We start from the raw sequence: 26,331 nt of genomic DNA on the forward strand, positions 1-26,331 counted from the left end.
GCCGGTAGGAGATAGCGTCAGTTCTCATGGCACGCTCTGTACTCGTCACAGGAGGCAATCGCGGCATCGGCCTCGCGATCGCCCGCGAACTGGCCGCGGCCGGCGACGCCGTCGCCGTCACCTACCGATCGGGGGAGCCGCCTGAAGGGCTGTTCGGCGTCCGCTGCGACGTCACCAGCATGGCCGACGTCGAGGCCGCCTTCGACAAGGTCGAGGCCGAGCACGGCCCCGTCGAGGTGCTCGTCTCCAACGCCGGCATCACCAAGGACACGCTGCTGGCGATGATGAAGGAGGAGACCTTCACCGACGTCGTCGACGCCAACCTGACCGGCGCCTTCCGCGTCGCCAAGCGGGCCATCCGCCCGATGATGAAGCTCAAGCGCGGCCGCGTCATCCTCGTCTCCTCCGTCATCGCCATGCTCGGCCAGGCGGGCCAGACCAACTACGCCGCCTCCAAGGCCGGGCTGATCGGCTTCGCCCGCTCCATGGCCCGCGAGTACGGCTCGCGCGGCATCACCGTCAACGTCGTCTCGCCCGGCTTCGTGGCCACCGACATGACGGCCGAGCTCGACACCGACGCGATCGTCAAGAACATCCCGCTCGGCAGGCAGGCGACCCCCTCCGAGGTCGCCCGCGTCGTGCGCTTCCTGGCGAGCGACGACGCCTCCTACATCACCGGGGCCGTGATCCCCGTCGACGGCGGACTCGGAATGGGGCACTGACATGGGACTTCTCGAAGGCAAGCGCATCCTGGTGACCGGCGTGCTCACCGACGCCTCGATCGCCTTCTCGGTCGCCAAGCTGGCGCAGCAGGAGGGCGCCACCGTGGTGCTCACCGGGTTCGGCCGGCTCAGCCTGGTCGAGCGGATCGCCAAGCGGCTGCCCGCCCCGGCGCCGGTGCTGGAGCTCGACGTGCAGAACACCGAGCACCTCGAGTCGCTGGCGGCCCGGGTGGGTGAGCACGTCGACGGTCTCGACGGCGTCGTCCACTCCATCGGCTTCGCCCCGCAGACGGCGCTCGGCGGCAACTTCCTCAACACCACCTGGGAGGACGTCGCCACCGCCGTGCACGTGTCGACCTACTCCTACAAGGCGCTGGCCGTGGCCTGCCTGCCGCTGATGAAGGAGGGCGGCGCGGTCGTCGGCCTCGACTTCGACGCGACCAAGGCGTGGCCGGTCTACGACTGGATGGGCGTGGCCAAGGCCGGCCTGGAGTCGTGCAACCGCTACCTGGCCCGCGACCTGGGCAAGCAGGGCATCCGGGCCAACCTGGTGGCCGCCGGGCCGCTGCGCACGATGGCCGCCAAGTCGATCCCGGGCTTCAAGGAGTTCGAGGACAGCTGGCCGGAGAAGGCCCCGCTCGGCTGGGACCTGGCCGACACGATGCCGGCGGCCCGTGCGTGCGTGGCGCTGATGTCCGACTGGTTCCCGGCCACGACGGGCGAGATCGTGCACGTCGACGGCGGCGTCCACGCGATCGGCGCCTGACCGCCGGAGAGCCGGCCCGCAGTGCCGGCCTGACGCGGGCCTGACGCGGGCCTGACGCCGGCCTGACGCCGGGCGGGCGCGCCCGGCGGGCGGGTCAGGCGAGCCGGTGGAGGCCGTTGCCGCGCGCCGGCTCGAAGGGGATGGTCTCGCTCTGCTCGCGGCGGTGACGGCGCTGCTGCACGATGCGGGTGGCGGCCACGGCCGTGGCGAGCAGGATGATCGTCAGCGCCGTGCCGACCACGTCGGAGGCGCGGGTGGAGGGCCGTACGACGGGCCGCTCGTCGGCGGGCAGGCCTAACTCCTCGGCGAACGGGTTGGGCCACAGCAGGTCGATCCGGAAGTCCTCCGGGTCGGCCGACGGCTTGTCGCCCACCGGCTCCTGCCGGGAGTCGATCAGGTGCGGCTGGTTGTCCGGCGGCACGACCGTGTCGCCCGGCGGCGTGGTGACGACCTCGGCGGGCACGGCCGTGGTGTCCTCGCGCCGCCCGCGCTCGTCGGCGGGCCGGTCGTCCTCGCCGTCGTCGGGGCCGGTCGTCGTCGGCGTCGGCGTGGTGAGGCCGCCGAGCACGCCGTCCTCGTCGCAGCCCACCACCGGCAGGCACACCTCGTCGAGCGGCTCCGGCAGCAGCTCGGTGACCTTCGGGTCGGGCGGCTCGGGCGGCTCGACGGGGCCCGGGGGGTCGGGCGTGGCGGCGGGCTTGCCGGACGGCTTGCCGGAGGCGCGCGGCCGGCCGGTGGGGACCGCCTCGCCGACCGTGCCGAGCACCGTGTCGGTGGTCTTGTCGAGCCCGTCGGTCACCGGATTGGTGAGCCCGCCGGTGAGCTGGTCGACGGTGCCGGTGACCGCCTCGACGACGCCGCACAGGCTGTCGGTCACCCCGGAGAGCAGTCCGCCGCCGCGCTCGCAGTCGGCGGCCTGGGCGGGTGGCGCCGCGACCGGCACGGCCGCCAGCGCCATCGCCAGCACCCCGGCCGAGATGGCGCTCCTGCTCCCCATTCGTCCCCTCCCGAATCGCTCCCGGAGGAAATCTTTATGGACATCGGCCATCAGACGCAGGTGTTTTCCCGTTAATGTTGCGATTCGGTATCGACTAGTGATACGCGAGTTGAGCTCTCGTTCGCCGTCAATCGGGTGACGACACGTCATCCAGGGCCTCTCGGATCTCGATCGGCAGCACCACGTCCTCGGCCGGGAGGGTGCTCCTGAGCTGCGCCAGCGTGCGGGCGCCGACGATCGCCGAGGCCACCCCGGGCTGGTCGCGCACCCAGGACAGCGCGACGGCCAAGGGCGAGACCCCCAGCCCGTCGGCCGCGGTCATGACCGATTCCACCACCCGGCGGCTGCGTTCGTCGAGATACGGGCGGACGAAATCCGCGAAATGCGGCGTGGCGGCCCGTGAATCGGCCGGGATGCCCGTCCGGTACTTGCCCGTCAGCACGCCCCGGCCGAGCGGCGACCAGGCCAGCACGCCCACCCCGCAGTGCTGGGCGGCGGGCAGCAGCTCGCGCTCGGGGTCGCGGGCCAGCAGCGAGTATTCGGCCTGCACGGCGGTGATCGGCACCCGCCCCGGGGTCGCGCGCTGCGTCACGGCCGCCGCGGCGAGCTGCCAGCCGGTGTAGTCGCACACGCCCGCGTAGACGGCCCGCCCCGAGGAGACGATCGCGTCGACCGCGGCCAGCGTCTCCTCCAGCGGCACCTCGGCGTCGTAGGTGTGCAGCTGCCACAGGTCCACGTAGTCGAGCCCGAGCCGGCCGAGCGAGTCGTCGACGGCGGCGATCAGGTGACGCCGGGAGGCGTCGCGCGGCCGGCGGCCCAGCGGGGTCACCACGGCCTTGGTCGAGATCACCAGCTCGGCCCGCGGCACCGAGTCGCGCAGCATCCGGCCCAGCAGCCGCTCGGCGTCGCCGCCGGTGTAGACGTCGGCGGTGTCGACCAGCGTGCCGCCCGCGTCCATGAACGTGCGCAGCTGGGCCACGGCGTCGTCCGCGTCGGTGTCACGCCCCCACGTCATCGTGCCGAGGCCCATCCGGGACACCGACAGGCCGCTGTGGCCGACATAGCGCTGCTCCATGATCCCGCCAGGTTACCGCTCGGGTGGGTGAAACGCCGTGATAGACGCCTGCGACACTTGGGTCGTGACGACGCTGCTTCTGGCCCGCCACGGGCTCACCGACCTGACGGGGCCGATCCTGGCGGGCCGCACCCCGGGGGTGCACCTCAGCGACGCGGGCCGGGCGCAGGCCGCCGCGCTGGCCGGGCGCGTCGCCTCCGTGCGGCTCGACGCGATCGTCTCCAGCCCGCTGGAGCGGTGCGTGGAGACGGCCGAGGCGGTGGCCGGGGGTCGCGACATGAAGGTGCTGACGGACGAGCGGCTGATCGAGTGCGACTACGGCGCCTGGACCGGGCGCGCGCTCAAGGAGCTGGCGAAGGAGCCGCTCTGGCCGGTCGTCCAGGCCCACCCGAGCGCGGCCGAGTTCCCCGGCGGCGAGTCGCTCGCGGCGATGCAGGCGCGGGCCGTGGCGGCGGTCCGGGAGTGGAATAGACGCCTGGGGGAGAAGGCTGTCTACCTGGCGTGCAGCCACGGAGACGTGATCAAGGCGATCGTGGCCGACGCTCTGGGGCTCCACCTCGATCACTTTCAGCGGATAACTGCTGATCCGGCGGCTCTCACCGTGATTCGCTATGCCCCCTTGCGTCCCTTTGTTCTCAGAGTTAACGATATGGGGGAATTGCGGTTGCCCGAGGATTCGGAGGAGAAAGACGGGGGAGAAAACTCCACCGGGAGCGATGCCGCCGTCGGCGGCGGGCCCGGGACCACGTAAGGTCAGGCTATGCCGGTCTTCGACTACGACCCACCGGAGAGGTTCGTGGCTGGCGCCCTCGGGCGGCCGGGCGCACGAGCCTTCTTTCTGCAGGCCAGGGCCGAGGGTAGACTGACCACCGTGGCGCTGGAGAAGCTGCAGGTCGCCGCGCTCGCCGACAGGCTCGACGAGATGCTCGACGAGGTCCTGCGGCTCAGCGGCGGCACCGCCCGGGTGCCGGCCATCGCCCCCGCCGACCTGGCCGACGACGGCCCCCTCGACGTCCCGGTGTCGGAGGAGTTCCGGGTCGGCACGATGGCGCTGTCCTGGGACGAGGAGAGCTCCCAGGTCGTCATCGAGGCCCAGGAGGTCGTCGACGAGGACGACCTCGACGCGCCCGAGCCCGCGGTGCTGCGGGTGCGCATCAGCGCCGGGGCCGCCCGCGCCTTCACCCAGCGGGCGCTCAAGATCGTGTCGGCGGGACGCCCGCCGTGCCCGCTCTGCGGGCAGCCGCTCGACGCCACGGGTCACGTGTGCGTACGTCTCAACGGCTACCGCGGAGGTGAGGCGGCTTCATGACCGCTCCGGAGAGCGAGCCGGCCGTCAGGCCCACCCCTCCCACGGCCATGAACGAGGAGGAGACGCTCAAGCTGCTCCGCGACGGCCGCCTGGAGGTGGCCGGCCGCCTCGTCGAAGCCACCAACATGACCCTCTACTGCTCGGTCACGCTCGGCTCGCGCAGCGTCGCCTGCGTCTACAAGCCGGTGCGCGGCGAGCGGCCGCTGTGGGACTTCCCCGACGGCACCCTGGCCGCCCGCGAGGTCGCGGCCTTCGAGGTCTCCCAGGCGACCGGCTGGCACGTCGTGCCGCCCACGGTCTACCGCGACGGGCCGTTCGGTCCCGGCATGTGCCAGCTCTGGATCGACACCGAGCGCGAGGTCGACCTGATGCGGCTGGTGCGCAGCCGCAACCCGGTGGTGCGGCGGATGGCGGTGTTCGACGCGATCGTCAACAACGCCGACCGCAAGGGCGGCCACCTGCTGCCGATGCCCACCGGCCACGTCTACGGCGTCGACCACGGCGTCTGCTTCGCCGTGGAGGACAAACTGCGCACCGTGCTGTGGCAGTGGCGCGGCAAGCCGCTGGCCCGCGAGGCGGTGGCGGTGCTCGCCAAGCTGGAGCGCGACCTGGAGTCCGGCTCGCTCGGCCGCCGGCTGCGCGAGCTGCTGACGCTCGCGGAGGTGGAGGCGACGTGGAAGCGGGTGCGCAAGCTCCTCGACACCGGCGTGCACCCCTCGCCCTCCGAGGGCTGGCCTGCCATCCCCTGGCCGCCCATCTAATCCCGTTTACTACGCTTTGCCGCATGTGCACGGTGATCGTGAGAACGGGCCTGCCCCTCACCCTCATGGGGGTGCGCGACGAGTTCGCCGACCGCCCCTGGGAGGGCCCCGGCGAGCACTGGCCCGACTACCCCGGCGTGGTCGGCGGACGTGACCTCAAGGCCGGCGGCACCTGGCTGGCGGTCGACCCGTCCGCCCGGCGCGCCGCCGCGCTCCTCAACGGCCGCGGCCGCGAGGCCCCCGACGCCGTCAAGGTCTCCCGCGGCGACCTGCCGCTGCGCGCCGTCGCCGCCGGTGACCTGCCCGACCTCGACCTGACCCGCTACGACCCCTTCCACCTGGTGCTCGCCGACCCCGGCCGGGCCCGCCTGTTCACCTGGGACGGCGTACGGCTCACCACCACCGTCCTGCCCGACGGCACCAGCATGATCGTCAACAGCGGCCTCGACCCCGCCAGCGAGCGCGTCACCGCGTTCCTGCCCCGGTTCGAGAGCACGGCCGACTGGCACGAGCTGATCACCGATCCGCCCTCCGCCGACCCCGCCGCGCTCATCGTCGACCACACGCTGCCCGACGGCCGCCGCTTCACCACGCTCAGTGTCACCTTGCTCACGCTCGACACCGGCGGAGTGACGTACGACTTCACCGACATGACAGCTGATCGGGACGGATAGGCTCGAAGACATGAGATCGTGGTCCGCCCCCAACATCCCCAAGCTGCCCGGTGAGAGCGTCCCGCTGCGGCTCTACGACACCGCGGCCAAGCAGGTGCGGCAGACCGACCCGGGCCCCACCGCCCGGATGTACGTGTGCGGCATCACCCCCTATGACGCCACGCACCTGGGGCACGCCAACACCTACCTCGCCTTCGACCTCGTCGGCCGCCTCTGGCGCGACGCCGGACACGAGGTGCACTACACGCAGAACGCCACCGACGTGGACGACCCGCTGCTGGAGCGGGCCGAGAGCACCGGCGTCGCCTGGCAGAGCCTGGCCGAGCGCGAGATCGAGCTGTTCCGCACCGACATGGAGGCGCTGCGCATCCTGCCGCCGCGCGAGTACGTGGGCGTCACCGAGGTCGTCGACCGGGTCGCCGATCTCATCGCCGGCCTCGGCGCCAAGGGCGTCACCTACGACCTCGACGGCGACGTCTACTTCAGCGTCGCCGACGCCCCCAAGTTCGGGCAGGTGTCCGGCTACGGCGAGGCCGAGATGCTCACGCTGTTCGCCGAGCGCGGCGGCGACCCCGAGCGGCCCGGCAAGCGCCACCCGCTCGACTGGCTGCTGTGGCGCGCCGAGCGGCCCGGCGAGCCCGCCTGGGACTCACCGCTGGGGCGGGGGCGGCCCGGCTGGCACGTCGAGTGCACCTCCATCGCCCTCGACCACCTGGGCGCCGGCTACGACGTCGCCGGGGGCGGCTCCGACCTGATCTTCCCGCATCACGAGTGCGGCGCCTCCGAGGGCCACGCGGCCACGGGGGAGTGGCCCTTCGCCCGCTTCTACACCCACGCCGGCATGGTGGGGCTCGACGGCGAGAAGATGTCGAAGTCCAAGGGCAACCTGGTGTTCGTGTCCAAGCTGCGGGCCGCGCACGACCCGATGGCGATCCGGCTCGTGCTGCTCGCCCACCACTACCGGGCCGACTGGGGATACGTGCCGGCGATGCTCGCCGAGGCCGAGGCGCGGCTGGAGCGCTGGCGCTCGGCCGTGGCGCTCGCCGCCGCCCCGCCCGCCGGTGACGTGCTCGCCGCCGTGCGCGAGCGGCTCGCCGACGACCTGGACGCTCCCGGCGCGCTCGCCGCCGTCGACGCCTGGGCGGACGAGGCGCTGGCGGGCCGGGGCACCGACCCCGGCGCCCCGGCCCTGGTCCGCGACCTCACCGATGCTCTCCTCGGCATCGCCCTCTGACGGGCGCGTCCCCGTGGTGGCGCTGACGGGCGCGCCCGTGGCGGCCGGTCAGGCGCCCGCCTCGGCGGCCATGGGGGCCGCCGGGGTGAAGCCGGCGAGCTCGGCCGAGAACCACTCGATGGTCCGCCGCAGCCCCTCCTCGGCGGGCACCTGGGCCTTCCAGCCGAGCCGCTCGGCCGCCAGCGACGTGTCCGGCCGGCGCACCCGGGGGTCGTCGGCCGGCCGGTCGATGAACTCGATCGGCGACGACGACCCGCTCAGGTCCCTGACCATCGTGGCCAGCTCCAGCATGGTCAGCTCGTCCGGGTTGCCGATGTTCACCGGCCCGGCGAAGTCGCCGGCCGCCATCGCCAGGATGCCCGACACCGTGTCGTCCACGTAGCAGATCGACCGGGTCTGCGAGCCGTCGCCGGTGATCGTGATCGGCTCGCCCATGAGCGCCTGCCGGATGAACGTCGGGATCGCCCGGCCGTCGAACGGCCGCATCCGGGGCCCGTACGTGTTGAAGATCCGCACGATGCCCGTGTCGGTGCCCCGGGCGTGCCGGTAGGCCGTGGTCAGCGACTCGGCGAAGCGCTTGGCCTCGTCGTAGACGCTGCGCGGGCCGACCGGGTTGACGTTGCCCCAGTACGTCTCGCGCTGCGGGTGCTCCAGCGGGTCGCCGTACACCTCGCTGGTGGAGGCGAGCACGAACCGCGCGCCCTTCTCCCTGGCCAGCCCGAGCGCGTGCAGGGTGCCGACGCTGCCGACGCGCAGCGTCTCGATCGGGTAGCGCAGGTAGTCGGCCGGTGAGGCGGCCGAGGCGAAGTGCAGGACCAGGTCCAGCCGGTCGGGCACGTGCACGTAGCCGGTCAGGTCGCATTCGATGATGCGGAACGACGGCCGGTCGATCAGGTGTTCCACGTTGCGTGGGCCGCCGGTGAGGAAGCTGTCCATGCAGACCACGTCCGCCCCCTCGTCCAGCAGCCGCTCGCACAGGTAGGAGCCGAGGAACCCGGCTCCTCCGGTGACCAGCGCCCTCATGACGTGACCTCCATTGCGGCGTCGACGACTTCGGATACTTCGATCTTCAGCAGCCCCGGGTCGGGCCGTTCCCCGTGCGGGTCCCCGTTGCGGCCCGCCCAGAGCGCGACGTGCCGCCAGCCGGGCGGCGGCCCCCACAGCGCGGGCGACACCGGCCCGAACAGCACCACCGACGGCACGCAGAACGCGGTAGCCAGGTGGGCGACGCCGGTGTCGCCGCACACGACCAGCCGGGCCCGGCCGACGAGGTCGACCAGGTCGGCCAGGTCGGTGCGGCCGGCCAGCATCCGTTCCGGCGGCAGCCCGGCCAGCTCGGCGACCCGCCGGGCGATGCCGACCTCGGCGGCGCTGCCGGTGACGACCACGTCGTCCAGCGCCGCCGCCACCCGGGCGAACCGCTCCGGCGGCCACCGGCGCGCCGGGTAGGCGGCGCCCGGGTGCACGATCGCCGGGCCGGTCCGGTCGGAGACGCCGAGCGTCAGGTCGTCCGGGTCGGCGGGGATGCCGTGCCATTCCAGCAGCTCGCACCAGCGCCGCACCTCGTGCAGGTCGTCGCGCCAGGCGGGGCCCGTCCCGTAGCTGATCAGCCTGCCCGGGCCGGTACGGCGCAGCGCCTCGATGCTCTGCGGGCCCTTGCCGTGCAGGTTGACCGCGATGTCGGGCCGCTCGAACGGCACCGGCCCCGGCCCCGACACGTCGAGGTGCGCGTCCACCGCCCCGATGAACGGCAGCAGCGGGCCCAGCACGGCGGGCGCGGCGAGCGTGATCCGGTGCTCCGGGAAGGCCTGGCGCAGCGCGCGCAGCGGGGGGACGGCCGTCAGCAGGTCGCCCAGTCCCAGCCCGCGCAGCACCAGCAGTTCTAGGGCCATGACGTCTCCGTGCCGGGGCAGATGACGAGCTCCCTGATCTCGCAGCCGGCCGGTTGCGACAGCGCGAACACCACGGTCCTGGCGACGTCCGCCGGGTCGTTCAGCCCGGCCTCGGGGCCCGGCTTGTACTGTTCGGGGCGGCCGTCGAAGAAGCTCGTCCGCATGCCGCCCGGCACCAGCAGTGTCACGCCGATCTCGCCGCGCATCTCCAGCGCCAGCGCCCGGGTGAAGCCGACGACGCCGAACTTCGACGCGCTGTAGGCCGAGGCGTCGCTGAGCGGCCGCAGCCCGAGCGTCGAGGCGCAGGTGACGACCCGGCCCCGCGACGCCTTCAGGTGCGGCAGCGCCGCCCGGACGACCGCGGCCGTGCCGAGCAGGTTCACCCGGATCACCCGCTCCCAGTCGTCGGCGGGCACGTCCTCCAGCCGCCCGCACGCGTCGATGCCCGCGGCGGTGACGACGGCGTCCAGGCCGCCGGCCCGCTCGGCCAGCTCCCGCACCGCCCGCTCGGCCTCGCCCCGGTCGGCCAGGTCGGCGGTCACGTGCTCGAAGCGCTGGTCGGGGTCGCGCACGTCGACGACCAGCGGACGCCAGCCCTCCTTCTCCACCGCTTCCGCCGTGGCCAGGCCGAGCCCGGACGCGCCTCCCGTGATCAATACGTTCATCGGATCTCCCTGATCAGATTCGTGGTCGACCGTCCCGGCAGCAGGCTCAGCACGACCGTTTCCGCGCCGAGCCCTGCCAGGACCTCGGATTCGGGCAGGTTCCCGCCCTCGTAGTCGCCGCCCTTCACCCACACGTCGGGGCGGAGCAGCTCGATCGCGTCCACGGGGGTGTCCTCGTCGAACACCAGCACCGCGTCCACGCAGCTCAGCGCGCGCAGCACCTCGACCCGGTCGCGGACGTCCACGACCGGCCGGGCGGGGCCCTTGAGCCTGCGCACCGACGCGTCGGAGTTGACGCAGACGACGAGCGCGTCGCCCAGCGCCCTGGCCCGCCGCAGCAGGCTCACGTGCCCGGCGTGCAGCAGGTCGAAGCAGCCCCCGGTGGCGATCAGCCGCCCGCCGGAGGCCCGGGTGAGCTCGGCCACCTCGACCGCGGTGCGCGGCCGGTCGCCCAGCTCCTGCTCCTGGACGCGGACCGCGGCGGCGCCGCCGCGCGCGACGAAGCGCGAAGCCTCGCCGACGCCGATCGTCACCGCCTCCTCCACGTCCGCGCCGGCCCGCAGGGCGAGCGCGGCGGCGCTCGCGAGCCGGTCACCGGCGCCGCACACGTCCTGGCCGGTGGCCAGCACGGGCGCCGGAATCCTGGTGAGGGAGCCGTCGCGCCGCGCCAGCGAGGCGCCGCGCGTCCCGGCTGTCACGGCGACCGCCCGGGCGTCCAGCTCGCGCAGCAGCCGCCGGGCGGCCCGGTCGGGGCCGGGGTAGGGGCCGGGGCACAGGCCGCGCGCCTCGGCCTCGCTCGGCGTGACCAGGGCGCAGCCGGCCGGGGGCCGCTCGCCCTTCGGGTGCGGGTCCCACACGACCGGCACGTCCACGCCCCGCAGCAGCTCCAGCGCCACCCGGGCGACGCCCCGGCCGTAGTCGGCGACCAGCACCGCGCCCGCCCCGGCGACCGCCTCGGCCGCCCTGGCGTGCTCGGGCGCCCGCCTGGCCCGGCCGTCGCCGGTGTCGATCCGCAGAAGCGTCTGGCCGCGCGACCTGATCCTCGTCTTGCGTACGGTGCCGCCGCGCAGCGGAAGGCGGACCAGCTCCAGCTCGTCGGCCAGCAGCCCGCACAGGCGGCGGCCGGCCGGGTCGTCGCCGATCGCGGTGATCAGCACCACGTCGGCGCCGTCGCGGGCGGCGAGCAGCGCCGCCAGGCCCGCGCCGCCGGGGCGGGCGCGCTCGGCGGCCACGTCCACCACCGGCACGGGCGCGTCGGGGCACAGGCGCTCGGTCTCGCCCTCGACGTCCACGTCGAGCAGCGTGTCCCCGATCACCACGAGCGGCCCCATCACAGCGCCTCTTCGACGGCGTCGCAGAGCATGTGGATCATCGCGAGGTGGACCTCCTGGACGGTGGCCGTGTCGTCGAACGGCACGGCGACGGTCTCGTCGCAGACGTCGGCCAGCGGGTTCGGCGCGGGCCCGGTCAGCGCCCAGGCGAGGATGCCGGCCTCCTGCGCCGCCAGCGCCGCGTTGATCACGTTCGTGCTGCCGCCGCTGGTCGACAGGCACACCAGCACGTCACCGGGCCGGCCGTGCGCCCGCACCTGGCGGGCGTACACCTCGTCGGCGCCGTAGTCGTTGACGATCGCGGTCATCGAGGAGGTGTCGGCGTGCAGCGGGATCGCCGCGTACGGCTGCCTGTCGTCCTTGAACCTGCCGACCAGCTCGGCCGTCAGGTGCTGCGCCTCGGCCGCCGACCCGCCGTTGCCGCAGGCCAGCAGCCGGCCGCCGGCGGACAGCACGCCCGCCAGCTTGCCGCCCCAGGCGCGGACCGTGACCGCGTGGCCGTCGACCCGCGCCAGGGCGGTGCGGAGCTTCTCCAGATGCGTGTCCATGGCTACCCCCCAAGAGCGGCCAGACGGCGCGGCTGGCCGTCGATGACCTGCGTGTACACGGCCTCGGTCAGCTCGGCGACCCTCGGCCAGCCGTACCGGTCGCGGGCCCGGCGGGCTCCCGCCTCGCCCAGCTCGCGGCGTCTGTCCGGGTTGTCGAGCACGTCGCGCAGCGCCCTGGCCAGGGCGCGCGGGCGGCGCGGCGGCACGAGCAGGCCCGCCCCGGCCACCGTGTCCAGGTGGCCGCCGACGGCCGAGGCCACCACCGGCACCCCGCACGCCATCGCCTCCACCGGCACCATCCCGAACGGCTCGTACCAGGGCACCGCGACGAGCACGTCGGCCGAGCGCATCAGCGCCGGCACGTCCTCACGCGGCACGCTGCCGATCACCCGCACCCGGTCGGCCAGCCCGTAGCGGCCGGCCAGGTCGCGCAGCCGCACCGCCTCCTCGTCGTCGGCCCGCCCGCCGGCGATCACCAGGTCGGCGTCCGGCAGCCTGCGCAGCGCCGCGATCACCGTGTCGACGCCCTTGCGCGGCACCAGCCGGCCGATGCTGAGCACCAGCGGCCGCCCGTCGCGCGGCGCGACCGGCCCGTCCGGGCGGAACGCGTCCACGTCCACCCCGCACGGCACCACGGTGATCCGCCGCTCGGGCACGCCCATCGCGCGCAGCTCCAGCACCTCGTCCCGGCACGTCGCCAGGATCGCGTCGGCCCGCTCGCCGATCTCACGCTCGGTCGCGATCCGGTGCGCCGGGCTGGTGTCGGCGCCGCCCTGCCAGCGCCGCTTGACCGTGCCCAGCGCGTGGAACGTCTGCACCACCGGCACCCCGTCGGCGGCCTCCAGCGCCGCCTGCCCGCTCATCCAGAAGTGCGCGTGCACCACGTCCGGCCGGCGGCGCGCCCACTGCTCGGCCAGCCGCTCGGTGAACTCCGGCATGTACGGGGGAAGCTCGTCCTTGGGCACCGGGGCGAGCGGCCCCGCCTGGACGTAGGAGACCGTGACGCCCGGCGCGAGCGGCACCGAGACGGGACGGACGGGATCGGACCGGCGGGTGTGCACGACCACCGAGTGGCCGCGCCCGGCCAGCGCCATGGCCAGCGCGGCCACGTACACGTTCTGGCCGCCCGAGTCGACGCCGCCCACGGCGGCCAGCGGATCGGCATGCTCCGAGATGAGATCGATCTTCACTGCGCCAGCTCCCTTACTGCCTTGACCACCTGCTCACTCGTCACCTCTGACAGGCACGGATGCCCGGGTACCGGGCACAGGCGCGCCCTGCTCGCGCGGCAGGGCGCCTGCTGGTCACCGAGAAGCACCACCGGCACGCCGTACGGAGCCCAGCGGGCGGCCGGGACGACGGGAGCGAACAGGCTGACGACCGGGGTGCCGACCGCGGCCGCCAGGTGCGCGGGGCCGGTGTTGCCGGCCACCAGCACCGACGCGCCCTCGATCACGGCCGCCAGCTCGGCGAACGTCGTCCTGCCGCCCAGGTCGGCGGCGACCTGGTGGGCGACGAAGGCGGTGAGCTCGCGTTCCTTGCCGGTGACGACGACGCGATGCCCGTCGTCGACCAGCTCCTTCACGGTCTGGCGGTGCCTTTCTGCGGGCCAGGACCGGGCGGGGGCGGTGGTCCCCGGGTGCACCACGACATACGCGCCTTTGCCGGCAACGCCGCCGGCGCTCAGTGCCTGCCCGATCTGGCGGCTCATATCCGGAAGTGGCCGCCGAACTGCGAGTCTGCCGTCGTCGCCGGGCGCGAGCTCGAACCCGGCGGCGCGGGCCAGTTCGAGCATCCGCTCGGCCTCCGGCACGTCCTGGCTCTCGTCCACGACGTGACGCACGTCGAGCAGCGAGCCGGGGTAGTCGTTGCTGATCGCCGAGATGCGGCGCACCCCGGCCAGCCGCAGCAGCAGGGCCAGCGGCAGCGCCGACTGGTGGAAGGACGTGAGGATCAGCGCCTCGTCGATGCCGCGCACCCGCCGGACCAGCTCGTTCACCCGGTCGGCGTCCACGGCCGGCGGGTCGTGGTCGATCCACGGGGCCCGCCACTCGATCACCCGGTCCACCCCGGGCAGCAGCTCGGCCGCCGCCCGGCCGTGCGGGCCGGCCAGCATCACCACCTCGCGGGCGCCCTCCCGGACCGCCCGCACGGCCGGTCCGGCCAGCAGCACGTCCCCGGCGTCGTCGAGCCGCGCGACCAGCACCCGGCCCCGGCCACGCCGCGGCCCGCGGCCCGCCGGCTCGCTCTCGGCGGCCGGCTGTGCCTGCGGGCGGGCCCGTGACAGCACCGCAGCGCTCATCGCCGCACCCTCCATTCCCCCCGAAGCCGGTGCGCGCAGGCGACCGGCGGGATCACGACGCTGGTGACGGCCATCCGCGCCACCTCGGCGGGCGTCCGCGGGCCGGGCGCGATCCGCGCCCACGCGAACTCCGCCGTCATCGCCGCCCACCCCGCGGCCGCCGCCCCGGCCGCCCACGCCAGCCTGCGGCTCCCGTACGCCGCCCGGGTGGCGCGCCCGGTCGCGGCCGGCGTGCGGCGGACGGCGGGGAGCGCGGCGGCGGTGGCGGCGGTGGCGGCCAGGGCGAGGGCCGTCAGGCCGAGGGCCGTGGTGACGGCGTGGCGGCGCAGGCGGCCGCGCGGGCCGCCGATCGCCGCCCGCCAGCCGCGCCCGTGCAGGCGCCGCATCAGCGCGTCGTCGGCGTTGCCCCGCTGGAAGCGCACGCTGGACCAGTAACCGTCCTGCCGCAGCGGGTGCACGGTCACGCGCGAGCCCCGCACCAGCCGGTGGCCCGCCGCGCGCACCCGCAGCGCCAGGTCCGCGTCCTCCCGGTACGCGCGCGGGAAGCGCTCGTCGAAGCCCCTCACGATCTCCAGCGCCGACAGCCGGTAGGCCATGTCGGCCGTCGGCCACTCGGCCGTCTGCAGCCCGGCGGTGTGCCGTTCGGCGTCGGTGGGCGGCCGGTCGCGGGGCAGCGGCACCACGATGCGGCCCTGGCTGCCCGCCACGTCGTCCGGCAGGTCGGCCAGGTCCTTCCAGACCGCCTCGGCCCACCCGGGCTCCGGCACCACGTCGTCGTCCAGGAACGCCACCCACGGCGTCCTGGCGAGCCGCCAGCCGGCGTTGCGGGCCGCCGCCGGCCCCCGCCCGCCCGAGCGCACGACGCGGACGTGGGACGGCAGCGCGAGCGGCGGCGAGCCGGTGCGCCGGTCGTCGGCCACGATGATCGGCAGGTCCGTCCCCAGCGCGTCGAGCGTGGCCGCCAGCGACGGCCGCCCGATCGTGGGGATCACCACGGTGATCATGATCCGAACACCTCCGCGCGCCGCACCAGGTACGGGCCGAGCGCCAGCACCTCGACGGGCGAGGAGCCGAAGCACTCAAGGGCGTCACGCGGGTCGTCCACCATGGGCCGCCCCGCCGTGTTGAGGCTCGTGTTCACCACCACCGGCAGCCCGGTCAGGCACTCGAACTCGGCCAGCACCCGCGCCATCAGCGGCTGCGCGGCGGGGGAGACCGTCTGGATGCGGGCGGTCCCGTCCACGTGCACCACGGCCGGGATGCGGTCGCGCCAGTCGGGATGCACGTCGTGCACGAACAGCATGTACGGCGAGGGCGTCGGCCCCCGCCCGAAGATCTCGCCGGCCCGCGACTCCAGCACCATCGGCGCGATCGGCCGGAACTGCTCGCGCCCCTTGACGTCGTTGAGCCGTTCGGTGTTGCGCGCGTGCCCGGGATGGGCCAGCAGCGACCGCTGCCCCAGGGCGCGCGGCCCGTACTCGGAACGCCCCTGGAACCAGGCGACGATCCGGTCGGCGGCGAGCTCGGCGGCCACGGCGGCGGCCAGGTCGGCGGGCCGCGAGTGCGGCACCCGGGCCACCTCCAGCCACGCGCCCAGCTCCTCGTCGGTGAACCCGCGCCCGAGCGCGGCGCTGGTCATCGGCGCGGCGGGTTCGCCGTACGCCTGCGCCAGGTGCAGGGCGCCGCCGAGCGCGGTGCCGGAGTCGCCGGCGGCCGGCTGCACCCACACCTCGTCGAAGGGCCCCTCGGCCAGCAGCCGGGTGTTGGCCACGCAGTTCAGCGCGACGCCCCCGGCCAGCGCGAGCCGCCGTTCGCCGGTGCGCTCGTGCAGCCAGGCGGCCAGCTCCAGCAGCACCTCCTCCAGCCGCGTCTGCACGCTGGCGGCCAGGTCGGCGTGGTCGGCGGTCCACGGCTCGCCCTTCTGCAGGGCCTTGGCGTAGCCGTTCCAGTCGACGGGCCCGGCGCGGAAGCCGCCGTCGCCGGTGGTGCAGATCAGCTCACGCAGCTCGGCCAGGTGGCGCGGCGTCCCGTATGAGGCCATCGCCATGACCTTGTACTCGTCGCTGGAGCGCATGAAGCCCAGGTGCTCGGTGACCTCCTCGTACAGCAGGCCGAGCGAGTGCGGCAGCCGCTGTGTGGCCAGCACCTCCAGCTCGCCGTCGCGGTAGCGGCCGGCCAGGTGGGAGACGTCCTCGCCGCGCCCGTCGCACACCAGCACCGCGCAGTCGCGCCACGGTGAGGCGAGCCCGGCCGAGGCGGCGTGGGCCACGTGGTGCGGCACGTACCGCACCTGCGCCGGGTCCAGCCCGGGCAGCGCCGTGGCCAGGAACAGCGGGGCGCGCACCGCGTAGCGGGTGCGCAGCTCCTCCCAGTCGCCGTCGGGCGCCTGCCGGACCAGGGCGGGGTCGTAGGAGTAGGCCACGGCGTCGACGTCCTCGGGCCCGATCCCCGCCTCGCGCAGGCACCAGGCGGCGGCCTGCTCCGGCAGCTCCCACGCGGAGAACGGCAGCGGGCGCTTGCCGTGCTTGCGGCGGCTGAACCGCTCCTCCTCCGCGGCGGCGACCACCTTGCCGTCCACCACGAGCGCGGCGGCCGGGTCGTGGAAGATCGCGTTGATGCCGAGAAATCTCATCAGTCCTCCCCCTGCGGATTGGGAGAACCGCTACCGAGAGGAGCGGCTCTCAAACATGGCCCAATCCCGGGAAATGCGGAAACGCCCTGCGCCAAAGGGTGATTGATTACTCTAAGTAGTTGTTTGCCGGACATGCGGCCGGGTAGCGGCGAGGCACGCGACGGAGGTGGGCAGTGTTCGAACAACGACGTCCCGGGGCCGTGCTCTTCGACCGTGACGGGACCCTGATCAGGGACGTCCCGTACAACGGCGACCCGGCCCGGGTGATCCCGATGCCGGGCGCGCTGGAAGCTCTCGGCAGGCTGCGGCGCGCCGACGTGCCGGTGGCGGTCGTGACCAACCAGTCGGGCGTGGCCAAGGGCCTGCTGACGGCCGACGAGATGGAGCAGGTGAACGCCCGCGTGGAGGAGCTGCTCGGGCCGTTCGACGCGTGGGCGATCTGCGTGCACGACGACGGCGACGGCTGCACCTGCCGCAAACCCGCGCCCGGCCTGGTGATCAGGGCGGCCGCGGTGCTCGACGTGAGCCCGCGCGACTGCGTCGTCGTCGGCGACATCGGCAGGGACATGGAGGCCGCCAGGGCGGCGGGCGCCCGCGGCATCATGGTGCCCACGGCGCTGACCCTCCAGGAGGAGATCGACCGGGCCGCCGAGGTGGCCGCCGACCTCATCGACGTCGCCGACCGCGTGCTGAGCGACACCGTCACCGTCGCCGCCGGCCAGGACGCCCGCCACGTGGACTGGAGCCACTGGTGAGGATCCTGCTCTGGCACGTGCACGGCTCGTGGACGACCGCGTTCGTCCGGGGCCGCCACGACTACGTCATCCCGCTCGTCCCCGGCCGTGGTCCCGACGGCCGGGGGCGGGCGGCGACCTACGACTGGCCCGCCGCCGCCCGCGAGGTGCCCTGGGACCGGCTCCGCGACGAGCCGATCGACCTGGTCGTCTACCAGCGGCCGCACGAGCCGGAGCTGGCCCGCGAATGGCTCGGCCGCGACCTGCCCGGCGTCTACGTCGAGCACAACACGCCCAAGGGCGACGTGCCCGAGACGCGGCACCCGCTGGCCGGGCGCGACGACATCCCGCTGGTGCACGTCACGTACTTCAACGAGCTGTTCTGGGACAACGGCCGGGCGCCCACCCGGGTGATCGAGCATGGCGTGCCCGACCCCGGCCACCTCTACACCGGCGAGCTGCGCCGGGCCGGCGTCGTGGTCAACGAACCCGTACGGCGCACCCGCGTCGCCGGGACCGACCTGCTGCCGCGCTTCGCCGCCGCGGCGCCGCTCGACCTGTTCGGCATGAAGGTCGACGGCCTGCCCTACGGCACGTACGAGGACCTGCCGCAGCACGCCATGCACGCCGAGCTGGCGCGGCGGCGCGTCTACCTGCACCCCTACCGCTGGACCTCGCTCGGGCTGGCGCTGATCGAGGCGATGACGCTCGGCATGCCCGTCGTGGCGCTGGCCGCCACCGAGGCCGTCGAGGCGGTGCCGCCGGAGGCGGGCGTCGTCTCCACCCGCGTGGACGTGCTCGCCGACGCCCTCAGGGGCTTCGCCGACGACCCCGAGCGGGCCGCGCAGGCGGGCAAGGCCGCCCGCGCCGCCGCCCTGTCCCGGTACGGGCTCGACAGGTTCCTGCGTGACTGGGACCAGCTGCTCGAAGAGGTATGACCCGATTTCGCCTGGGTAGGCGCGATGAGCATGACGACGACGCTCGAATGGTCACGCAGGGCAGCCTGCCTGGACCTGGACCCTGAGCTGTTCTTCCCGATCTCGCACCAGGGCCCCGGCCGCTCGCAGGTGGAACGCGCCAAGGCGATCTGCCGCGGCTGCCCCGTGCGCAGACCGTGCCTCGACTACGCGATCAGCAGCCGCCAGGCGCACGGCGTCTGGGGCGGCACCGACCCCGACCAGCGGCGGGCCCTCATCCCGAAGGCGTTGCCGCCGCCAGGAACCGCGCCCGCTCGTCCTCTTCGAGGTGGTCGCTGAACAACACCCCGTCGAGATGGTCGACCTCGTGCTGCATGACCCGGGCCAGCACCCCGAGCGCGCGCACGGTCACCGGCTTGCCGAACATGTCACGGCCGCGCGCCGTCACCATGTACGCCCGCTCCAGCGGCCACCACACGCCCGGCGCCGACAGGCACGCCTCGTCCGCCGTGATCCGGCGCTCCGACAGCTCCAGCCTCGGATTGACCAGATGGCCCTGCGCGCCGTCATAGGCGTAGACCAGCACGCGCAGCGGCACCCCGAGCTGAGGAGCGGCCAGCCCGGCCCGGCCCTGACCGGCACGCAGCGTCGCCGTCAGGGACTTGACCAGCTTGCGCAGCTCGCGGTCGAAGTCCTTCACCGGCTCCGACACCACGCGCAGCGCCGGGTCGCCGAACATCCGGATAGGCACCGTCACCCGAAACTCCCCGATACGTCGCGTCGCACTCCCAAGGGGTTTCCCCGGCGCGAGCCCCGCCAACCACGCGGATCCGGGCTTGTGGCACCACGGTGACAGCCCCGCACGGCCCCGGCGGTAACAGTGCTTTTAGCACGGCGGTAACAGTGCCGAAACGCCCCGATCGCAGGATCGAAGACGTGATTTCACCATCGGCTCTCACCCGTGTGATGCCCCGCCCCGCCGGCGAGGTGCCCGCATGATCCTGGAGACCGCGCCCGACGCGCTGGCGGGCTTCACCGTCGGCGTCACCGCCACCCGGCGGCGCGAGGAGTTCGGCGCGCTGCTCGAACGGCGCGGCGCCCGCGTGCTGAGCGCCCCCGCGATCAGGCTCGTGCCGCTCGCCGAGGACGCCGACCTGCTCGCCGCCACCCGCCTCACCCTGGACGGACCGCTCCACGACGTGGTGATCACCACCGGGGTCGGCTTCCGCGGCTGGATGGCCGCCGCCGAGGGCTGGGGGCTCTCCGGCGACCTGGCCGAGCACCTGTCACACGCCAGGCTGCTCACCCGCGGCCCCAAGGCCAGGGGAGCCGTCCGCGCCGCCGGGCTGAACGACCACTGGACCGCGCCCGCCGAGTCCTGCGACGAGGTGAAGGACCACCTGCTCGCCCAGGACCTGCGCGGCCGCCGCATCGCGGTGCAGCAGCACGGCGAGCCCCTCACCGGCTTCGCCGACGCCCTGCGCGCCGCCGGGGCCGAGGTGATCGAGATCCCCGTCTACCGGTGGCTGCCCTACCGCGACCCGTCGCCGCTGCGCCGCCTCATCAGCCAGGCCGTCTCCGGCGCGGTCGACGCCGTCGCCTTCACCAGCGCGCCCGCCGTGCACGCCATACTCGGCGCGGCCCGGGCCGACGGGCTGGAGGAGGGGCTGCTGGCCGCGTTCGCCGGGCCCGTCGTGGCCGCTTGCGTCGGGCCCGTCACCGCCGCGCCGCTGACCGAGCGCGGCGTCCCCACGCTGCAGCCCGACCGCTCCCGGCTCGGCGCGCTGGCCCGCGCCCTGGCCAGGCACCTGCCGGAGCACGCCGTCACCCGCCTGGACGCCGGTGGGCACCGGGTGGAGATCCGCGGCCACGCGGCCGTCGTCGACGGCGAGCTCAGGCCGCTGCCGCCCGCCCCGATGGCCGTGCTCAAACGCCTGGCCGCCAAGCCCGGCCACGTCGTCTCCCGCGCCGACCTGCGCACCGTGCTGCCGGGCAGCGCCGCCAAGGAGTCGGCCGAGCACGCCGTCGAGATGGCCGTCACCCGCCTGCGCCGCGCCCTCGGCCCCGGCGGCATCGTCGAGACGGTCGTCAAACGCGGCTACCGCCTGGCCTGCGCCTACGATCCCGCCCCATGACCCGCACCCGTAAGGCAGGCCCATGACCCCCGCACCCCCGCCGACCGGCAGACCGGCGACCCCCTCGCTTCCGCTGAGCGGCAGGCCGACGCCCCCTTCGCTTCCGCTGAGCGGCAGGCCGGCGCCCCCTTCGCTCGTGCTGGCCGCGCACGGGACGCGTAGCCGGGAGGGGGAGCGGACCCTGGCGGCGCTGGCCGGGGCCGTGCGGCGGGCCCGGCCCGGCGTCCGCGTCGAGCTCGCCTACCTGGAGATCAGCTCCCCGCCGCTCCCGGCCGTGCTGGCCGCCGCGCCCGGCCCGGTCGTCGTCGTCCCGCTGCTTCTCGCCGGCGGCTACCACCTGCACGTCGACCTGCCCGCCGTCGTCGCCGCACACCGCCCCGGCGCCGTCGTGGCCGACCGGCTGGGCCCGCACGACCTGCTCACCGCCGCCCTGGCCGCCCGCCTGGCGCAGGCGGGCCTGCGCGCCGGCGACGCGGTCGTCCTCGGCGCGGCCGGCTCGTCCGACCCGGCCGGGCTCGCCGACGTCCGCGCCGCCGCCCGCCTCCTCAGCGCGCGCCTGGCGCGGCCCGTCACCGCCGCGTTCGTCTCCAGTGGCTCCCCGTCGCTGGGCGAGGCGCTCGCCCGCGCCCGCTCACCGCGCGTCGCCGTCGCCTCCTACCTGCTGGCCCCCGGGTTCTTCCACGCCCGGCTGCGCGACTCGGGCGCGGACGTGGTCAGCGCCCCGCTCGGCCCCGCCCCCGGCGTGGCCGACCTCGTCTGGCTCCGCTACGACGCCGCCGTACGCGCCCGGCCGGACGGCCCCGGCTCCCGGGCGGTCTCCCCGGCGCTCGCGTCCCGGCCGGGCACGCCGTACGCGCCGGCGACCGGCTCGATGTAGGCCCGGTGGACCCACCCGGCCGGCAGCCACCGCGGGTGCCGGCCCCGCAGCAGACGGGAGGCCGTACGGGAGGTCGTACGGATCAGGAGTCCGTGTCGCGGTCGCGGCGCCGCAGGTAGCGCTCGAACTCGGCGGCGATCGCGTCACCGCTCGCCTCCGGCAGCTCCGCCGCGTCCTTGCGCTCCTCCAGCTCCTTGACGTACTCGGCCACCTCGCTGTCCTGCGAGGCGAGCTCGTCGACGCCGTGCTCCCAGGCGCGGGCCTCCTCGTCGAGGTCGCCCAGCGGCATCGGGATCTCCAGCACGTCCTCCAGGCGGCGCAGCAGCGCCAGCGTGGCCTTCGGGTTGGGCGGCTGGGCCACGTAGTGCGGCACCGACGCCCACAGCGTGATCGCGCCCAGCCCCGCCTCGCCGAACGCGTGCTGCAGCACCCCCACGATGCCCGTCGGGCCCTCGTAGCGGCTCAGCTCCAGGTTGGTCGAGCGGGCCAGCGCCTCGTCGGTGGCCCCGCCCAGGATCGGCACCGGCCGCGTGTGGGGGGAGTCGTTGAGCAGCGCCCCCAGCATCACGGCCAGCTCCACCCCCAGCTCGCGGCAGACCTCCACGATGTCGGCGCAGAACGCGCGCCAGCGCATGTTGGGCTCGATGCCGCGCAGCAGCACCACGTCACGCTCGCTGCCCGGCGGCCGGGCGCGCAGCAGGCGGGTCGTCGGCCACACGATCGACCGCGTCAGGCCCTCGCCCATCTCCACGACGGGACGGGTGACCTGGAAGTCGTAGTAGTCGTCCGGGTCGAGCTCGGCCAGCGGCTCGGCCTTCCACGCGGACTCGAGATGGGCGATCACACCGCTCGAAGCCTCGCCCGCGTCGTTCCACCCCTCGAACGCGGCAATGAGCACCGGGTCGACGAGCTCGGGGAGCCCTTCGAGCTCGATCACGTGTCGCCTCCTGTCTCCGCCATCCCGCTAAGCCTATGCGGTGGGGGCCCGTTCATGTCACTCGGTAAGCGTGATCAGCGCCGCGTGCCCTGAGGGGCATCCCGCAGGAAAATCCGCGCGGGCACAGCCGATAGTCTTGGACCATGAGCATCTCCTCCTTCCGTGATGTGCTGTCCCAGCGCGTGGTCGTCGCCGACGGCGCCATGGGGACGATGCTGCAGGCGCAGGACCCGACGCTCGACGACTTCCAGGGCCACGAGGGCTGCAACGAGGTGCTCAACGTCACCCGGCCCGACATCGTCGCCGGCGTCCACGACGCCTACTTCGCGGTGGGCGTCGACTGCGTCGAGACCAACACCTTCGGCGCCAACCTGAGCGCGCTCGGCGAGTACGACATCGGCGCCCGCGTCTACGAATACTCCGAGGCCGGCGCCCGCATCGCGCGCGAGCGCGCCGACCACTGGTCCACGCCGGAGCACCCGCGCTTCGTGCTGGGCTCCATGGGCCCCGGCACCAAGCTCCCCACGCTGGGCCACCTGCCCTACTCGACGCTGCGCGACGCCTACCGCGACAACGCGGCCGGCCTGATCGCCGGCGGCGCCGACGCGCTCATCATCGAGACCTGCCAGGACCTGCTCCAGGTCAAGGCCGCCGTCGTGGGCGCCAAGCGGGCCATCGAGGCGGCCGGCCGCGACGTGCCGGTCATCGCCCAGGTGACGATCGAGACCAACGGCGCCATGCTGCTCGGCTCGGAGATCGGCGCCGCGCTCACCGCCATCGAGCCGCTCGGCGTCGACGTCATCGGCCTCAACTGCGCCACCGGCCCCGCCGAGATGAGCGAGCACCTGCGCTACCTGGCCCGCCACTCGCGGCTGCGGCTGTCCTGCATGCCCAACGCGGGCCTGCCGGTGCTGACCGCCGACGGCGCCTACTACCCGCTGAGCGCCGGCGAGCTCGCCGGCGCCCACGACACCTTCTCCCGCGACTACGGCCTGTCGCTCGTCGGCGGCTGCTGCGGCACCACCCCCGAGCACCTGCGCCAGGTCGTCGAGACCGTGCGCGGCCGGGACATCGCCGCCCGCCGCCCGCACCCCGAGCCCGCCGCGTCCTCCCTCTACCAGTCCGTCCCGTTCCGGCAGGACACCTCCTACCTGGCCGTGGGCGAGCGCTGCAACACCAACGGCTCCAAGGCCTTCCGCGAGGCCATGCTCGAAGGCCGCTGGGACGACTGCGTCGAGACCGCCCGCGACCAGGCCCGTGGCGGCGCGCACATGCTCGACCTGTGCGTCGACTACGTCGGCCGCGACGGCGTCGCCGACATGAAGGAGCTCGCCTTCCGGCTCGCCACCGCCTCGACCCTGCCGATCATGATCGACTCGACCGAGTCCGAGGTGATCCGCGCGGGTCTGGAGATGCTCGGCGGGCGCGCCGTCGTCAACTCCGTCAACTACGAGGACGGCACCGGCCCCGACTCCCGCTTCCAGCGCATCATGCGCCTGGTCCGCGAGCACGGCGCCGCCGTCGTCGCCCTCACCATCGACGAGGAGGGCCAGGCCCGCACCGCCGAGTGGAAGGTGCGCGTCGCCACCCGCCTGATCGAGGACCTGACCGGCAACTGGGGGATGAGGGTCGAGGACATCATCGTCGACTGCCTCACCTTCCCCATCGCCACCGGCCAGGAGGAGACCAGGCGCGACGGGCTGGAGACCATCGAGGCCATCCGCGAGCTCAAGCGCCGCTACCCAGGCGTGCAGACCACGCTCGGCCTGTCCAACATCTCCTTCGGCCTCAACCCGGCCGCCCGCATGGTGCTCAACTCGGTCTTCCTCAACGAGTGCGTCAACGCCGGGCTCGACTCCGCCATCGTCCACGCCTCCAAGATCCTGCCGATGGCGCGCATCCCCGACGAGCAGCGCCAGGTCGCCCTCGACATGGTCTACGACCGGCGCCGCGAGGGCTACGACCCGCTGCAGCGGTTCATGGACCTGTTCGAGGGCGTCGACGCCGCCGCGATGCGCGCCGGCAAGGCCGAGGAGCTGGCCGCGCTGCCCCTGTGGGAGCGGCTCAAGCGGCGCATCATCGACGGCGAGAAGAAGGGCCTGGAGGCCGACCTCGACGAGGGCCTGGCCCAGCGGCCCGCGCTGGAGATCATCAACGACGTGCTGCTCGACGGCATGAAGACGGTCGGCGAGCTGTTCGGCTCCGGCCAGATGCAGCTGCCGTTCGTGCTGCAGTCGGCCGAGGTGATGAAGAACGCCGTCGCCTACCTCGAGCCGCACATGGACCGGGTCGAGGGCGAGACCAAGGGCCGCATCGTGCTCGCCACCGTCAAGGGCGACGTGCACGACATCGGCAAGAACCTCGTCGACATCATCCTGTCCAACAACGGCTACGAGGTCGTCAACCTCGGCATCAAGCAGCCCGTCTCCGCCATCCTGGAGGCCGCCGACGAGCAGCGGGCCGACGTCATCGGCATGTCCGGCCTGCTGGTCAAGTCGACGGTCGTGATGAAGGAGAACCTGGAGGAGATGAAGTCCAGGGGCCTGTCCGACCGCTACCCGGTGCTGCTCGGCGGCGCCGCCCTCACCCGCGCCTACGTCGAGCAGGACCTGGCCGAGCTGTTCCCCGGCGAGGTCCGCTACGCCCGCGACGCCTTCGAGGGCCTGCGGCTGATGGACGCCTTCATGGCCGTCAAGCGCGGCGTCGAGGGCGCCACCCTGCCGCCGCTGCGCGAGCGCCGCGTCAAGACCGGCGCCGTCCTCGACCGCACCCCCGTCGAGGCGCTGCCCTCCCGCTCCGACGTGGCCGCCGACAACCCGGTGCCCACGCCGCCCTTCCACGGCGACCGCATCGTCAAGGGCATCCCGCTCGCCGACTACGCCTCCTTCCTCGACGAGCGTGCGCTGTTCCTCGGCCAGTGGGGTCTCAAGCCCACCCGGGGCGGCGACGGCCCCGGCTACGAGGAGCTCGTCGAGACCGAGGGGCGGCCCCGGCTGCGCATGTGGCTGGAGCGCCTGCAGACTGAGGGCCTGCTGGAGGCGGCCGTCGTCTACGGCTACTTCCCGTGCGTGAGCGACGGCGACTCCCTGATCATCCTCGACGACAAGGGCGACGAGCGCACCCGCTTCACCTTCCCGCGCCAGCGCCGCGACCGGCACCTGTGCCTGTCCGACTTCTTCCGCGGCAAGGACTCCGGCGAGGTCGACGTCGTCGGCTTCCAGATCGCCACCATGGGCGGCAAGATCTCCGAGGCCACGGCCGAGCTGTTCGCCAAGGACGCCTACCGCGACTACCTGGAGCTGCACGGCCTGTCGGTGCAGCTCACCGAGGCGCTGGCCGAATACTGGCACGCCCGGGTCCGCTCCGAGTGGCGGATCGGCGGCGACGAGTCGCTGGACGACATGCTCAAGGTCAACATCCAGGGCTGCCGCTACTCCTTCGGCTATCCCGCCTGCCCCAACCTGGAGGACCAGGTCCAGCTCTTCCAGCTGCTCGACCCGGAGCGCATCGGGGTCACGCTGTCGGAGGAGTTCCAGCTCCACCCCGAGCAGGCCACCTCCGCCCTGGTCGCCCACCACCCGGAGGCCAAGTACTTCAACGTCTGACGGAAGCGGGCGGCCGCGCCCTGCCCGGCCGCCCCGCCCGTCCCGCCCCGCCCGATCCGCCCCGCCCCGAAGCCGTCCGGCGCTCTGCCGGCGTCCTCCGGGGCGGGTCGGTTTCCGCTGGTACGGGGCCCGTACGACATCTGGGGATATGCCGTCGGATGGGCGATATGCCGCCCCCCTTGGGGCGGGACCGCCTACGGTGGAAGGCGTTGTGAAGC

At 74.1% G+C, this 26,331-nt stretch carries 26 protein-coding genes; 13 read left to right on the top strand and 13 right to left on the bottom strand.

What is annotated here, in order from left to right; all coding sequences use genetic code 11:
• The first annotated feature begins 26 nt into the window (after positions 1 to 26).
• Positions 27 to 722 carry a 3-oxoacyl-ACP reductase FabG gene (fabG, locus tag AB0J53_RS08830; RefSeq protein ID WP_219505592.1) on the top strand — a complete coding sequence of 232 codons (696 nt, stop codon included), beginning with the start codon at positions 27 to 29 and terminating at the stop codon, positions 720 to 722.
• Between the two features lies 1 nt (position 723).
• The gene (gene fabI / locus AB0J53_RS08835; RefSeq protein ID WP_219505590.1) at positions 724 to 1,488 is read left to right on the top strand and encodes an enoyl-ACP reductase FabI; all 765 of its coding nucleotides are present in this window, start codon (positions 724 to 726) and stop codon (positions 1,486 to 1,488) included.
• Positions 1,489 to 1,582: 94 nt separating this feature from the next.
• Here fabI and AB0J53_RS08840 read toward each other — a convergent pair whose 3' ends face one another.
• Both AB0J53_RS08840 and AB0J53_RS08845 read right to left on the bottom strand, forming a co-directional pair.
• Complete coding sequence (locus tag AB0J53_RS08840; RefSeq protein WP_364170176.1) at positions 1,583 to 2,485, bottom strand: hypothetical protein; 903 nt, start codon at positions 2,483 to 2,485, stop codon at positions 1,583 to 1,585.
• 127 nt (positions 2,486 to 2,612) lie between these two features.
• Positions 2,613 to 3,560, bottom strand: coding sequence for an aldo/keto reductase (locus AB0J53_RS08845; RefSeq protein ID WP_364170179.1), 948 nt, complete (start codon positions 3,558 to 3,560; stop codon positions 2,613 to 2,615).
• Between the two features lie 64 nt (positions 3,561 to 3,624).
• Here AB0J53_RS08845 and AB0J53_RS08850 point away from each other — a divergent pair, with 64 nt between their 5' ends.
• From AB0J53_RS08850 to mshC, 5 genes are read left to right on the top strand one after another with little or no spacing between them, the layout of a single operon-like run.
• Positions 3,625 to 4,311 (top strand): MSMEG_4193 family putative phosphomutase, encoded by a 687-nt coding sequence (locus tag AB0J53_RS08850; RefSeq protein ID WP_364170180.1) that lies wholly within the window; start codon positions 3,625 to 3,627, stop codon positions 4,309 to 4,311.
• Positions 4,312 to 4,320: 9 nt separating this feature from the next.
• The gene (locus AB0J53_RS08855) at positions 4,321 to 4,869 is read left to right on the top strand and encodes a DUF3090 domain-containing protein (RefSeq protein ID WP_219505583.1); all 549 of its coding nucleotides are present in this window, start codon (positions 4,321 to 4,323) and stop codon (positions 4,867 to 4,869) included.
• Positions 4,866 to 5,630, top strand: a complete 765-nt coding sequence (locus tag AB0J53_RS08860) for an SCO1664 family protein (protein ID WP_219505580.1) — start codon at positions 4,866 to 4,868, stop codon at positions 5,628 to 5,630. The genes AB0J53_RS08855 and AB0J53_RS08860 overlap by 4 nt, the downstream gene beginning before the upstream one ends.
• A 23-nt stretch (positions 5,631 to 5,653) precedes the next feature.
• On the top strand, positions 5,654 to 6,304 hold the full coding sequence (locus tag AB0J53_RS08865) for an NRDE family protein (protein WP_364170184.1): 651 nt from the start codon (positions 5,654 to 5,656) through the stop codon (positions 6,302 to 6,304).
• A 10-nt stretch (positions 6,305 to 6,314) separates the two neighbouring features.
• Positions 6,315 to 7,538: a cysteine--1-D-myo-inosityl 2-amino-2-deoxy-alpha-D-glucopyranoside ligase gene (gene mshC / locus AB0J53_RS08870; protein ID WP_364170187.1), complete on the top strand. Its 1,224-nt coding sequence runs from the start codon at positions 6,315 to 6,317 to the stop codon at positions 7,536 to 7,538.
• A gap of 48 nt (positions 7,539 to 7,586) precedes the next feature.
• On the opposite strand, the gene AB0J53_RS08875 is transcribed toward mshC, so the two are convergent.
• From AB0J53_RS08875 to AB0J53_RS08915, 9 genes are read right to left on the bottom strand one after another with little or no spacing between them, the layout of a single operon-like run.
• Entirely contained in the window at positions 7,587 to 8,561 is a 975-nt protein-coding gene (locus AB0J53_RS08875) for a UDP-glucuronic acid decarboxylase family protein (protein ID WP_364170190.1), read from the bottom strand.
• Positions 8,558 to 9,430, bottom strand: a complete 873-nt coding sequence (locus AB0J53_RS08880; RefSeq protein ID WP_364170193.1) for a glycosyltransferase family 9 protein — start codon at positions 9,428 to 9,430, stop codon at positions 8,558 to 8,560. Before AB0J53_RS08880 ends, AB0J53_RS08875 begins: the two co-directional genes overlap by 4 nt.
• Positions 9,421 to 10,095 (bottom strand): SDR family oxidoreductase, encoded by a 675-nt coding sequence (locus tag AB0J53_RS08885; RefSeq protein ID WP_219505570.1) that lies wholly within the window; start codon positions 10,093 to 10,095, stop codon positions 9,421 to 9,423. Before AB0J53_RS08885 ends, AB0J53_RS08880 begins: the two co-directional genes overlap by 10 nt.
• Positions 10,092 to 11,414, bottom strand: a complete 1,323-nt coding sequence (locus tag AB0J53_RS08890; RefSeq protein ID WP_364170197.1) for a PfkB family carbohydrate kinase — start codon at positions 11,412 to 11,414, stop codon at positions 10,092 to 10,094. The genes AB0J53_RS08885 and AB0J53_RS08890 overlap by 4 nt, the downstream gene beginning before the upstream one ends.
• Positions 11,415 to 11,425: 11 nt before the next feature.
• Positions 11,426 to 11,974, bottom strand: coding sequence for an SIS domain-containing protein (locus AB0J53_RS08895; RefSeq protein ID WP_357586781.1), 549 nt, complete (start codon positions 11,972 to 11,974; stop codon positions 11,426 to 11,428).
• A 2-nt stretch (positions 11,975 to 11,976) separates the two neighbouring features.
• Positions 11,977 to 13,164 carry a glycosyltransferase gene (locus AB0J53_RS08900; protein WP_364170201.1) on the bottom strand — a complete coding sequence of 396 codons (1,188 nt, stop codon included), beginning with the start codon at positions 13,162 to 13,164 and terminating at the stop codon, positions 11,977 to 11,979.
• Positions 13,161 to 14,276: a glycosyltransferase family 9 protein gene (locus AB0J53_RS08905; RefSeq protein WP_219520015.1), complete on the bottom strand. Its 1,116-nt coding sequence runs from the start codon at positions 14,274 to 14,276 to the stop codon at positions 13,161 to 13,163. The genes AB0J53_RS08900 and AB0J53_RS08905 overlap by 4 nt, the downstream gene beginning before the upstream one ends.
• Positions 14,273 to 15,280 (bottom strand): glycosyltransferase, encoded by a 1,008-nt coding sequence (locus AB0J53_RS08910; RefSeq protein ID WP_364170204.1) that lies wholly within the window; start codon positions 15,278 to 15,280, stop codon positions 14,273 to 14,275. The genes AB0J53_RS08905 and AB0J53_RS08910 overlap by 4 nt, the downstream gene beginning before the upstream one ends.
• Positions 15,277 to 16,908 (bottom strand): carbamoyltransferase C-terminal domain-containing protein, encoded by a 1,632-nt coding sequence (locus AB0J53_RS08915; protein WP_219519064.1) that lies wholly within the window; start codon positions 16,906 to 16,908, stop codon positions 15,277 to 15,279. Before AB0J53_RS08915 ends, AB0J53_RS08910 begins: the two co-directional genes overlap by 4 nt.
• A 173-nt stretch (positions 16,909 to 17,081) precedes the next feature.
• Between AB0J53_RS08915 and AB0J53_RS08920 the strand changes: the two genes are divergently transcribed.
• Genes AB0J53_RS08920 through AB0J53_RS08930 form a run of 3 tightly spaced genes read left to right on the top strand, consistent with a single transcriptional unit; the run spans position 17,082 to position 18,898 of the window.
• Entirely contained in the window at positions 17,082 to 17,663 is a 582-nt protein-coding gene (locus tag AB0J53_RS08920) for an HAD-IIIA family hydrolase (RefSeq protein WP_308126249.1), read from the top strand.
• Entirely contained in the window at positions 17,660 to 18,580 is a 921-nt protein-coding gene (locus AB0J53_RS08925; protein ID WP_364170209.1) for a glycosyltransferase, read from the top strand. Before AB0J53_RS08920 ends, AB0J53_RS08925 begins: the two co-directional genes overlap by 4 nt.
• A 24-nt stretch (positions 18,581 to 18,604) precedes the next feature.
• On the top strand, positions 18,605 to 18,898 hold the full coding sequence (locus AB0J53_RS08930) for a WhiB family transcriptional regulator (protein ID WP_364170212.1): 294 nt from the start codon (positions 18,605 to 18,607) through the stop codon (positions 18,896 to 18,898).
• Here AB0J53_RS08930 and def read toward each other — a convergent pair.
• Positions 18,834 to 19,316: a peptide deformylase gene (gene def / locus AB0J53_RS08935; RefSeq protein WP_308126248.1), complete on the bottom strand. Its 483-nt coding sequence runs from the start codon at positions 19,314 to 19,316 to the stop codon at positions 18,834 to 18,836. The genes AB0J53_RS08930 and def overlap by 65 nt on opposite strands.
• A gap of 238 nt (positions 19,317 to 19,554) precedes the next feature.
• Between def and AB0J53_RS08940 the strand changes: the two genes are divergently transcribed.
• Together AB0J53_RS08940 and AB0J53_RS08945 are read left to right on the top strand one after the other, a co-directional pair.
• Positions 19,555 to 20,694, top strand: a complete 1,140-nt coding sequence (locus AB0J53_RS08940; RefSeq protein WP_364170215.1) for a uroporphyrinogen-III synthase — start codon at positions 19,555 to 19,557, stop codon at positions 20,692 to 20,694.
• Positions 20,695 to 20,716: 22 nt separating this feature from the next.
• Complete coding sequence (locus AB0J53_RS08945; RefSeq protein ID WP_364170218.1) at positions 20,717 to 21,571, top strand: CbiX/SirB N-terminal domain-containing protein; 855 nt, start codon at positions 20,717 to 20,719, stop codon at positions 21,569 to 21,571.
• An 82-nt stretch (positions 21,572 to 21,653) separates the two neighbouring features.
• On the opposite strand, the gene AB0J53_RS08950 is transcribed toward AB0J53_RS08945, so the two are convergent.
• A complete protein-coding gene (locus AB0J53_RS08950; RefSeq protein ID WP_219519052.1) occupies positions 21,654 to 22,508 on the bottom strand; it encodes a PAC2 family protein in 855 nt (284 codons plus the stop codon).
• Between the two features lie 143 nt (positions 22,509 to 22,651).
• On the opposite strand from AB0J53_RS08950, the gene metH reads away from it, so the two are divergent.
• Positions 22,652 to 26,113, top strand: a complete 3,462-nt coding sequence (gene metH / locus AB0J53_RS08955) for a methionine synthase (protein WP_364170221.1) — start codon at positions 22,652 to 22,654, stop codon at positions 26,111 to 26,113.
• Positions 26,114 to 26,331: the final 218 nt, after the last annotated feature.

Source organism: Nonomuraea sp. NPDC049725 (assembly GCF_040674795.1).
Classification (GTDB): Bacteria; Actinomycetota; Actinomycetes; order Streptosporangiales; family Streptosporangiaceae; genus Nonomuraea; species Nonomuraea ceibae.